The sequence below is a fragment of the Methylobacterium sp. WL12 genome (assembly GCF_008039475.1).
Taxonomy (GTDB): Bacteria; Pseudomonadota; Alphaproteobacteria; order Rhizobiales; family Beijerinckiaceae; genus Methylobacterium; species Methylobacterium cerastii.
The window spans coordinates 1-9710 of sequence record NZ_VRUW01000128.1 but is presented as its reverse complement, the minus strand read 5'-3'; the positions used below and the strand labels follow the sequence as shown (position 1 = coordinate 9710).

Here is a 9710-nt window from a genome sequence, read left to right as displayed (position 1 = left end):
GCCCCGCGCCCCCCTCGACAGCTCACGCCGGGCGATGCCAATGATCGGGGATGCCGCCCTCCCCTCTCGACCTCGCCGCCCTGTTCGACGCCGCCGCCGGGGCACGCGGCCGGGCGCATGCGCCGTACTCGCGCTTCGCGGTCGGCGCAGCGCTCCGCGACGAGCACGGCGCGATCCATGCCGGCTGCAACGTCGAGAACGCGGCCTATCCGGTCGGCACCTGCGCCGAGGCCGGGGCGATCGCCGCGATGATCCTGGCCGGCGGCCGGAGCATCCGCGAAATCCTGGTGCTCGGCGACGGCGCTGGCCTCGTCACGCCCTGCGGCGCCTGCCGGCAGCGCATCCGCGAATTCGCCGCGCCCGCGACGCCGATCCACGCGGCGGGGCCGGAGGGGGTCCGGCGCAGCTTCACCCTCGACGCGCTGCTGCCGGACTCCTTCGGGCCCGAAACGCTCGTCCAGGAGATGCTCGGTGACTGAGGCGGTCGACACGTTGCGCGCGGCGGGCTTTGCCGGCCCCTATGCCTGCGCGATCGTCGCCGGCACCGGGCTCGGCGGCCTCGCCGACGGGCTCGCGGATGCGATTTCGCGGCCCTATGCCGAGATCCCCGGCTTTCCGGGCGCCGGCGTCAGCGGCCATCGCGGGCGGCTTCATCGCGGTTCGATCGCCGGGCGGCGGGTGCTGGTGTTCGAGGGTCGGGCGCACGCCTACGAGTATGGGGACGCCGCCGCGATGCGCGTGCCGCTCGCCGCCGCGCAGGCCCTCGGCGCCGCCTGCCTGCTACTCACCAACGCCTCCGGCTCGCTGATGCCGGCGGCCGGCCCCGGAAGCCTCGTGCGGCTGTCCGACCACCTCAACCTGTCGGGGATGAACCCGCTCGTCGGCGAGCCGAGCGACGCCCGCTTCGTACCGATGGTGCGGGCCTACGACCCCGCCCTGAACGCCCGGCTCGATGCGGCCGCGGCCGCCTGCGGCATCCCCCTGCATGCGGGCGTCTACGCGTGGTTCTCCGGGCCGTCCTTCGAGACCCCGGCCGAGGTGCGGATGGCGGGGCTGCTCGGCGCCGACCTCGTCGGCATGTCGACGGTGCCGGAGGTGATCCTCGCCCGCTTCCTCGGCCTGCCGGTCGCCGCGCTCTCGGTGGTGACGAACCGCGCCGCCGGGATCGGCGACGGCGACCCGCATCATGCTGAGACCAAGCAGGCGGCGGCGGCCGCGGCCGGCGACCTCGTCCGGCTGATCCAAAGCTTCGTCGCCGGCCTGCCCGCCGGCGATCCTTGAGCCTCACGCCTCCCCGAAAGCGCGCGCGCATGCCCGAACCGACCTTGAACTCGGCCTCGATCGCCCGGCGCGCCCTCGCGCTGCTCGACCTGACCGACCTCGGCGACACCTGCACGGCGACGCAGGTCGACGCGCTGTGCCGGGACGCCCGCGCGGGCGGGGTCGCGGCGGTCTGCGTCTGGCCGCAATTCGTGCATCAGGCGGCGCGCGTGCTGGCGGGCGGACCGGTGCGGATCGCCACGGTGATCAACTTCCCGGCGGGCGGCGAGGATGTGGACCGCGCAGTCGAGGACACCGCGGAGGCGCTGCGCGACGGTGCGCACGAGATCGACCTCGTCCTCCCCTACCGGGCGCTCCTGCGCGGCGACGCGGAAGCGGTCCGCCTCATGGTCGAGGCGGTGCGCGAGGCCTGCCCCGGAACCGCGTTGAAGGTGATCCTGGAAACCGGCGAGTTGCAGGCCCGCGAAACCGTCGCCACAGCCAGCCGGCTGGCGCTCGCGGCCGGCGCCGACTTCATCAAGACCTCCACCGGCAAGAGCGCGGTCTCGGCCACGCCGGAGGCGGCCGAGACCATGCTGCACGCGATTCGCGAGGCCGGGCGGGGCGGCCTCAAGGTGTCCGGCGGCCTGCGGACGCTCGCCGACGCCGCGACCTACCTCGCCCTTGCCGACCAGATCATGGGGTCGGGTTGGGCCGGCCCTGGGACGTTCCGACTCGGCGCCAGCAGCCTGTTCGGCGTGCTGATGGCCGCCCGCGGGGATGCCACCAGTCCGGAGGCGACGCCATGAGGCTTCCGCAGGAGACCATCCGGCGCAAGCGCGACGGGGCGACGCTGGAGCCCGCGGAGATCGCCGACTTCATCGCCGGGCTGACCGACGGGCGCGTCGGCGAAGGCCAGGCGGCGGCCTTCGCGATGGCGGTGTTCTTCCAAGGCATGTCGATCGCCGAACGGGTGGCGCTGACGCGGGCGATGACGCGATCAGGCAGCGTGCTGGCCTGGAACCTGTCCGGCCCGGTCCTCGACAAGCACTCGACGGGCGGCATCGGCGACGCGGTCAGCCTCGTGCTCGCGCCGATGGTCGCAGCCTGCGGCGGCTACGTGCCGATGATCTCCGGCCGCGGCCTCGGCCATACCGGGGGCACGCTCGACAAGCTTGCCAGCATCCCCGGCTACGACGCGACGCCCGACCTCGACCGGTTCCGGCGCGTCGTCTCCGAGGTCGGCTGCGCCATCATCGGCCAGACCGCGGACCTCGCGCCGGCAGACCGCCGGCTCTACGCGATCCGCGACGTGACCGGGACGGTGGAATCGCTCGACCTGATCACGGCCTCGATCCTCGCCAAGAAGCTCGCCGCAGGGCTCGACGGCCTCGTCATGGACGTGAAGGTCGGCTCCGGCGCCTTCATGGCCGGGATCGACGCGGCGCGGGCGCTCGCCGACAGCATCGTCGCGGTGGCGAACGGCGCGGGCCTGCGCACCGTCGCGCTGATCACCGACATGGACGCGCCGCTGGCGAGCGCCGCCGGAAACGGCTTGGAGGTCGCCTACGCGATCGACTACCTCGCCGGGCGCCGCGAGCCGCGCTTCCACGCAGTGACCCTGGCGCTCGCCGCAGAGATGCTGGTGGCCGGCGGGCTCGCGACTGATCTCGACGCGGCGGCCACGAAGCTGGAGGCGAGCCTCGCCTCGGGCCGGGCCGCGGAGACGTTCTCCCGCATGGTCGCCGCGCTGGGCGGCCCCGCCGACCTGATGGAGCATCCCACCAGGCACCTGCCGGCGGCGCCGGTGATCCGGGAGGTGCGGGCGGAGGGTAAAGTCGCGCGGGTCGCGACCCGCGCGATCGGGCTCGCGGTGATCGGCCTCGGCGGCGGCCGTACCCGTCCGGAGGACGGGATCGACGGGCGGGTGGGATTCTCTGAGCTCGCCCGGCCGGGGGATGCGAGCGGGTTGCTCGGGATCGTTCACGCCGCCGACGCGGCGGCGGCGGATCGCGCGGAGGCCGCGTTGCGGGCGGCCTACAGCCTGGGCGAGGCGGCGGCCGAGGGGCCGGCGGTGATCGAGCGGATCGCGCCGAAGCCATGAAGAAGGCCGGTGGCTTTCGCCACCGGCCCGAGCTTACCTACCAACCGCCGCGGCCGTAGCCCCGGCCGTAGCCGTAGCCGCGCCCATGGTGATGGTGATGCCCGAAGCGCGGGCCGCCGAATCCGTGATGACCGCCGAAATGACGGCCGCGCGGCGGGCCGTAGCCGAAGTGGCGGGGGCCGTGGCCGAAATGGCGGTGGCCGTATCCGTAGCCGTACTGCGCCTGCACAACGTCGGCATGAGCTTCGGCGAGCGGGGCCGGTGCGAACGGCGCGGCCTGGGCCGGTGCCGCGAGGGCGAGGCCGCCGGCGAGCGCGAGGGCTGCGAGGGCGAGGCTGGTGCGGGTCGGTGTCGTAGACATCGGCGTTCTCCTGCTGTGCGCCGCGGCTTTCGCCGACGGCGTTGAGCGGAGAGATAGCGGGCCTCACCTGAATGTGACCTGAGGCACGCGCTCAGATTGTGTTCGGGCAGCTTCGATCAGGGCCGGCGGTAGACCCAGACCCGGGCCGGCGGCAGGTTGAGCCAGACCCGGTTCGAGCCGCTGGCGGTGTAGCTGCCCATCGCGCAGCGCGCCGGGATCGGCGGGACGACGGCGTAGGTGAACTGCACGAACGGCGCGCCCGGATGCATCAGGTCGTGGGCGGTGTTGAGCAGGTCGAGGCGCTGCTCCAGCGGCTTGGTGAAGAGCGGCAGGCTGGAGACGGTCGCCGCGGCCGGCCCCGTCATCACCGCGCCGACGCTTCCGCGGATGTCGTAGGCGTCGCCGCGCACCACGGTGACGCCGGGGAAGCGGCGCCGCAGCAGGGTGCAGAAATCGGGGTTGAACTCGATCAGCACGAGGCGCTCGGGCGCGACGCCCCGGCGGATCAGCGCCTCGGTGACAGGACCCGTACCGGGTCCGATCTCGATCACCTGCCCCGAAACGGCCGGGTCGACATAGGCCGCCATGGTCCTGGCCAGCATCTTGCCGGACGGCGTGACCGAGCCGGTGACGAGTGGGCGCTCGAGCCAGGACTTGAGGAACCGCGCCTCGTCCTCCAGCGGATCGCGCCGCACCTTCGCGTTCACGGACGAGGTTTTCGCACTGGAACGACGTAGCGGCGGCAAGTCCGGTGTTCCTTCAGGTTGGATCACCGAAAGGCGATCCCGGCAGTGAACGCGACGGTCGGCACTTGTCTTACAGGCAAGGTCGCGCCCGTGCCTAGCACAATGCGATCACACATGCCTGCACCGATCGAACCGGTCTCGGCCACAGGCTCAACCGGGCCGGCGACGATTTGATCCGGTGGACGCCGCGGGGTCTGCACAGGGTTACGGGCGGGCGGTGCCGCCGAACCCGCCGAGGAAGTCGCGCACCTTCGAGAAGAAGCCAGCGGCCTCGGGGTGGTTGTCGTCGGACGCGGTCTGGCCGAACTCCTGCAGCAACTCGCGCTGGCGCTTGGTCAGGTTCTGCGGCGTCTCGACGAAGACCTGGATGTAGAGGTCGCCGACCTCGCGGGCGCGCAGCACCGGCATGCCCTTGCCCTTGATGCGGAACTGCTTGGCCGTCTGGGTGCCGGCCGGGATCCGCACCTGCGTCTGCGAGCCGTCGATCACCGGCACGGTGATCTCGCCGGCAAGCGCCGCCGTCACCATCGAGATCGGGACCCGGCAGAACAGGTCGGCGCCGTCGCGCTGGAAGAAGGCGTGCTGCTTGATCGAGAGGAACACGTAGAGGTCGCCGGCCGGCCCGCCGCGCAGGCCGCTCTCGCCCTCGCCGGCCAAGCGGATGCGCAGGCCGTCGTCGACGCCCGCCGGCACGTTGATGGCCAGCGTCCGCTCGCGGTTGACCCGGCCCGCCCCGGCGCAGGCCGCGCAGGGGTCGTCGACGATCTCGCCGCGGCCGTGGCAGTTCGGGCAGGTGCGCTCGATGGCGAAGAAGCCTTGCGCCGCCCGCACCCGGCCGTAGCCGGCGCAGGTCTGGCAGGTGCGCGGCTTGGAGCCGGGCTTCGCGCCTGACCCGGCGCAGGTTTCGCAGGTGATCGAGGTCGGGATCTTGATGGTCTCGGCCTTGCCGGTGAAGGCCTCCTCGAGGGTGATCTCCAGGCTGAAGCGCAGGTCCGCCCCACGCTCGCGGCCCGGCGCGCCGCCGCGCCCGCGGGCCTGCTGCTGGCCGCCGCCGCGGCCGTCGCCGAAGAAGTTGTCGAAGATGTCCGACATGAAGTCGCCGAACTCGTTGCCGAATCCGGGGCCGCCCTGGCCGCCGCCCTGTGTGAAGGCCTCGTGGCCGAAGCGGTCGTAGGCGGCGCGCTTCTGCCCGTCGGACAGGCACTGATACGCCTCGTTGATCTCCTTGAACTTGATCTCGGCGTCCTTGTTGCCGGGATTCTTGTCCGGGTGGTAGGTCATCGCGAGCTTGCGGAAGGCGACCTTCATCTCGCCGTCCGACGCGGTCTTGGCGACACCCAAGATCTCGTAATAGTCCCGCTTCGACATGCCTTGCCTCGATAGTGCCTAACCGGCCGTCCGCCTGCCCCCGGCAGTCGGCGCCGTCGTGCCGTCGTCGTGAAGGGTCGTCCCAGTGGCCGGCGGCGTTCCGACCTTCGGGGCCGTCGGCGGCCCCGGAATGAAGGTCGGACGCCGCCGCCGCAAGCGAAAACGGGACCGGATCGCTCCGGCCCCGCTTCAACTCGTGCGCGAAGCTTACGCCCGCTTCTTCTGGTCCTTCTCGTCGACCTCCGAGAAGTCGGCGTCGATGACGTCGTCCTTCTTGGCCTCGGCCCCGGCGGCCGCGTCCGGCCCACCCTCGGGCGTCTGGCTGGCCGCGTACATCGCCTCGCCGAGCTTCATCGAGGCCTGCATCAGGTCCGTCGTGCGGGCCTTGATGGTCTCGACGTCCTCGCCCTCGAGCGCAGTCTTGAGCGCGGTCATCGCGGTCTCGATGCCGCCCTTGTCGGCCTCCGAGACCTTGTCGCCGTACTCCTTCACCGACTTCTCGGTCGCGTGGACCAGGCTCTCGCCCTGGTTCTTCACCTCGACGAGCTCGCGGCGCTTCTTGTCCGCCTCGGCGTTGGCCTCGGCGTCCTTGACCATCTTCTCGATGTCGGCGTCCGAAAGGCCGCCCGAGGCCTGGATGCGGATCTGGTGCTCCTTGTTCGTCGCCTTGTCCTTGGCCGTCACGTTGACGATGCCGTTGGCGTCGATGTCGAAGGTCACCTCAATCTGCGGCATGCCGCGCGGAGCCGGCGGAATGCCCATCAGGTCGAACTGGCCGAGCAGCTTGTTGTCGGCTGCCATCTCGCGCTCACCCTGGAAGACCCGGATGGTGACCGCGTTCTGGTTGTCCTCGGCCGTCGAGAAGGTCTGGCTCTTCTTGGTCGGGATCGTGGTGTTGCGGTCGATGAGCCGCGTGAACACGCCGCCCAGCGTCTCGATGCCGAGCGAGAGCGGGGTCACGTCGAGGAGCAGCACGTCCTTGACGTCGCCCTGGAGCACGCCGGCCTGGACCGCGGCGCCGATGGCCACGACCTCGTCCGGATTCACGCCCTTGTGTGGCTCCTTGCCGAAGAACGACTTCACCACTTCCTGGATCTTCGGCATGCGGATCATGCCGCCGACGAGCACGACCTCGTCGATCTCGGACGCGGAGACGCCGGCATCCTTGAGCGCCTTGCGGCAGGGTTCGATCGTGCGCTGCACCAGGTCGTCGACGAGGGACTCGAACTTGGCGCGGCTGAGCTTGAGCGCGAGATGCTTCGGCCCGGTGGCGTCGGCGGTGATGTAGGGCAGGTTGATCTCGGTCTGCGTCGCCGAGGACAGCTCGATCTTCGCCTTCTCGGCGGCTTCCTTGAGGCGCTGAAGGGCGAGCTTGTCCTTGGTCAGGTCGATGCCCTGCTCCTTCTTGAACTCGGCGGTCAGGTACTCGACCACGCGGTTGTCGAAGTCCTCGCCACCGAGGAAGGTGTCGCCGTTGGTCGACTTCACCTCGAACACGCCGTCGCCGATCTCGAGGATCGACACGTCGAAGGTGCCGCCGCCGAGGTCGTAGACCGCGATGGTGCCGGCCTTCTTCTTGTCGAGGCCGTAGGCGAGCGCGGCCGCGGTCGGCTCGTTGATGATGCGCAGCACCTCGAGGCCGGCGATCCTGCCGGCATCCTTGGTCGCCTGGCGCTGGGCGTCGTTGAAGTAGGCGGGCACCGTGATGACGGCCTGCGTCACCGGCTGGCCGAGATGAGCCTCCGCGGTCTCCTTCATCTTCTGCAGCGTGAAGGCGGAGATCTGCGAGGGCGAGTACTTCTTGCCGTCGGCCTCGACCCAGGCGTCGCCGTTGTCGCCGCGGGCGATCGTGTAGGGCACGAAACCCTTGTCCTTTTGCGTCATCGGATCGTCGTAGGTGCGTCCGACCAGGCGCTTGATGGCGAAGAAGGTGCGGTCAGGGTTGGTGACAGCCTGGCGCTTGGCCGGCTGACCGACGAGGCGCTCGCCGTCGTCGGTGAAGGCGACGATGGACGGCGTGGTGCGGGCGCCTTCCGCGTTCTCGATGACCTTGGGCTGCGAGCCCTCCATCACGGCCACGCACGAATTGGTGGTGCCGAGGTCGATGCCGATGACTTTACCCATGGTGGGATCCCTTATGTTGGTTGCGATCAAGCAGACCGCCGAGCCCCGAAGCAGCTCGGCCCATGGCGGTGTGGTGCTGGAAGATGTGGAGACGGAACCGGGGCCGGAACAGGGGCCGCGAACGGCTCCGATCCCACGCTTAATCCCGCGTCTCGCCGGATATAAGAAGGGCGATGCAGGCTCGCAAGGCAAAGCCGCCTCCGAGATGCGCGATCGCGCCAAGTGCTTGCGCCGTCACGCGGAACGCGGCCGGCCGGTGGGTTTCGAGTTCGTTTCGCCCGTGCATTGCATCGCTATGGAGCCGACTCGCCTCCAGGACTTGCTCGAACGCCGTCCCGCCGGCCTGCATTTTGTTGCGCCACGGCCACGCCTCCGCCACCGAAGCCGTGTTAACGCTTCGTAAAGAGCGTCCAGCATGGTGCGAGGCCGGCATCGCGCGGGCCACCTGCCGCCGTACCGAAAGACCCGATGCGTCCGACCCGCAGCCCCGTCATCCCGTTTCTCGCGGTTCCCTGCTTCGCGCTCGCGGCCCTGATGCCCGGCGAAGCCTCGGCCCAAAACTTCTTCGAGGAGCTGTTCGGGATCGGCCGCGCAGCGAAACCTCCGGTGCCGCCGCGCGGGGTCCCGGCGGGTCCGCCCGCCGCACCGATCCCCGGCACGCCGCTTCCCGACGATCCCGCGGCCTCCGTGCCCGAGGCACCGCGCCCGGTCGTCCCCTCGCGCCCCGTGGTGCTGAAGGCCCCATCGGAAGATGGGCTGGTCGGCCAGGAGCTGATGCTCAACGGCTTGAGCGGCAGCCTCAAGCTCGAGCGCGCCGGCTCGGGTTTGTCCGCGCGGATCACGCTGCCGGGCACCAAAGTCTCGCAGCCGACGGAGACCTGCAAGGTGCCGCTCGGCGGCGGAGGCACAATCACCCTGACCTCGGAGGGCCGGCCGGAAGGTGTACCCCGTTATGAGGCGGCGGCTGCGGAGTGCCCGTTGCGGTTCGACGTGACGGAAGGCGGCGTGCTGGTATCGAGCCTCGGGCCGACGCCAGTCTGCACGTTCTCCGCCCAGGATTGCGCCACCACCCCCGTCGGCCTGTGGGGGCCGGCCGCGGCCACCCTGATCCCCCGCTCCTCCGAGTTCGACTCGGCCCGGGGCGTCGCCGACAAGGCGGTGCGAGAGAACTACAAGCTGATGACCCAGCGGGCGCGGCGCGAGGACGTCCGCCCGATCGTGACGGAGCAGGCCGCGTTCTCCTCGGACCGCGAGCAGCTCTGCCGTACCTATGCGCGCGAAGGCGCCCACGGCTTCTGCCATCTCCGAGTCACCGAGAACCGCGCCCTCGCCCTGGCGACGCGCCTCGGCGTCAACGTCACCGCGGCCACCGCACCCGCTGCGCCTCCTCGCCCACGGCGGAAGCCGCCCGTAGAAGGCATGAACCCGGACGGCGGCGCTGCCGCCTTGCCGCAAGGCGAGTAGAAGATGTCATCGCTGGCAAGAAGCCCCCTCCCCTGCTCCGAGCGGGAGTGGGAGGCCTTGCATCATCGCGATAGTGAAGAGGCAAGGCTTAGCGTCGTGCCTGCTTAAAACACGAAAAAGCCGGCTCGCGTTGGGCGAGCCGGCTGATGTGGGATATGATGTTTGGTTGCGGGGACAGGATTTGAACCTGTGACCTTCAGGTTATGAGCCTGACGAGCTACCGGGCTGCTCCACCCCGCGCCAGGGTGATCGAGTGTCGTGTCGAGGGGATGTGTTGGCTTGC

9 protein-coding genes and 1 tRNA gene are annotated in these 9710 nt (G+C 70.6%); 5 read left to right on the top strand and 5 right to left on the bottom strand.

Features of this window, described 5'->3' with window-relative positions; all coding sequences use genetic code 11:
- The first annotated feature begins 50 nt into the window (after positions 1–50).
- From FV226_RS25780 to deoA, 4 genes are read left to right on the top strand one after another with little or no spacing between them, the layout of a single operon-like run.
- The gene (locus FV226_RS25780) at positions 51–479 is read left to right on the top strand and encodes a cytidine deaminase (protein ID WP_147765163.1); all 429 of its coding nucleotides are present in this window, start codon (positions 51–53) and stop codon (positions 477–479) included.
- Positions 472–1281 carry a purine-nucleoside phosphorylase gene (locus FV226_RS25775; RefSeq protein WP_147765162.1) on the top strand — a complete coding sequence of 270 codons (810 nt, stop codon included), beginning with the start codon at positions 472–474 and terminating at the stop codon, positions 1279–1281. Before FV226_RS25780 ends, FV226_RS25775 begins: the two co-directional genes overlap by 8 nt.
- A 29-nt stretch (positions 1282–1310) precedes the next feature.
- Positions 1311–2069, top strand: coding sequence for a deoxyribose-phosphate aldolase (deoC, locus tag FV226_RS25770; RefSeq protein WP_147765161.1), 759 nt, complete (start codon positions 1311–1313; stop codon positions 2067–2069).
- On the top strand, positions 2066–3364 hold the full coding sequence (gene deoA / locus FV226_RS25765) for a thymidine phosphorylase (protein WP_147765160.1): 1299 nt from the start codon (positions 2066–2068) through the stop codon (positions 3362–3364). The genes deoC and deoA overlap by 4 nt, the downstream gene beginning before the upstream one ends.
- Positions 3365–3401: 37 nt before the next feature.
- On the opposite strand, the gene FV226_RS25760 is transcribed toward deoA, so the two are convergent.
- The 4 genes from FV226_RS25760 to dnaK all read right to left on the bottom strand — a co-directional run bounded on the left by FV226_RS25760 (position 3402) and on the right by dnaK (position 7963).
- Positions 3402–3725: a hypothetical protein gene (locus tag FV226_RS25760; RefSeq protein WP_147751404.1), complete on the bottom strand. Its 324-nt coding sequence runs from the start codon at positions 3723–3725 to the stop codon at positions 3402–3404.
- Positions 3726–3841: 116 nt separating this feature from the next.
- Positions 3842–4471 (bottom strand): rRNA adenine N-6-methyltransferase family protein, encoded by a 630-nt coding sequence (locus FV226_RS25755; RefSeq protein ID WP_147751405.1) that lies wholly within the window; start codon positions 4469–4471, stop codon positions 3842–3844.
- A 204-nt stretch (positions 4472–4675) separates the two neighbouring features.
- A complete protein-coding gene (dnaJ, locus tag FV226_RS25750; protein ID WP_147765159.1) occupies positions 4676–5839 on the bottom strand; it encodes a molecular chaperone DnaJ in 1164 nt (387 codons plus the stop codon).
- 207 nt (positions 5840–6046) lie between these two features.
- Positions 6047–7963: a molecular chaperone DnaK gene (gene dnaK / locus FV226_RS25745; protein WP_147765158.1), complete on the bottom strand. Its 1917-nt coding sequence runs from the start codon at positions 7961–7963 to the stop codon at positions 6047–6049.
- Between the two features lie 468 nt (positions 7964–8431).
- Between dnaK and FV226_RS25740 the strand changes: the two genes are divergently transcribed.
- On the top strand, positions 8432–9427 hold the full coding sequence (locus tag FV226_RS25740) for a hypothetical protein (protein ID WP_147765157.1): 996 nt from the start codon (positions 8432–8434) through the stop codon (positions 9425–9427).
- Positions 9428–9590: 163 nt separating this feature from the next.
- Here FV226_RS25740 and FV226_RS25735 read toward each other — a convergent pair.
- Positions 9591–9667: transfer RNA gene (locus FV226_RS25735), tRNA-Met, on the bottom strand.
- Positions 9668–9710: the final 43 nt, after the last annotated feature.

Excerpts from the sequence above, each read along its gene's own strand:
- FV226_RS25780 (WP_147765163.1), top strand. The coding sequence starts at position 51 with ATGCCGCCCTCCCCTCTCGACCTCGCCGCCCTGTTCGACGCCGCCGCC.
- deoC (WP_147765161.1), top strand. The coding sequence starts at position 1,311 with ATGCCCGAACCGACCTTGAACTCGGCCTCGATCGCCCGGCGCGCCCTC.
- deoA (WP_147765160.1), top strand. The coding sequence starts at position 2,066 with ATGAGGCTTCCGCAGGAGACCATCCGGCGCAAGCGCGACGGGGCGACG.
- FV226_RS25760 (WP_147751404.1), bottom strand. The coding sequence starts at position 3,725 with ATGTCTACGACACCGACCCGCACCAGCCTCGCCCTCGCAGCCCTCGCG.
- dnaJ (WP_147765159.1), bottom strand. The coding sequence starts at position 5,839 with ATGTCGAAGCGGGACTATTACGAGATCTTGGGTGTCGCCAAGACCGCG.
- dnaK (WP_147765158.1), bottom strand. The coding sequence starts at position 7,963 with ATGGGTAAAGTCATCGGCATCGACCTCGGCACCACCAATTCGTGCGTG.
- FV226_RS25740 (WP_147765157.1), top strand. The coding sequence starts at position 8,432 with ATGCGTCCGACCCGCAGCCCCGTCATCCCGTTTCTCGCGGTTCCCTGC.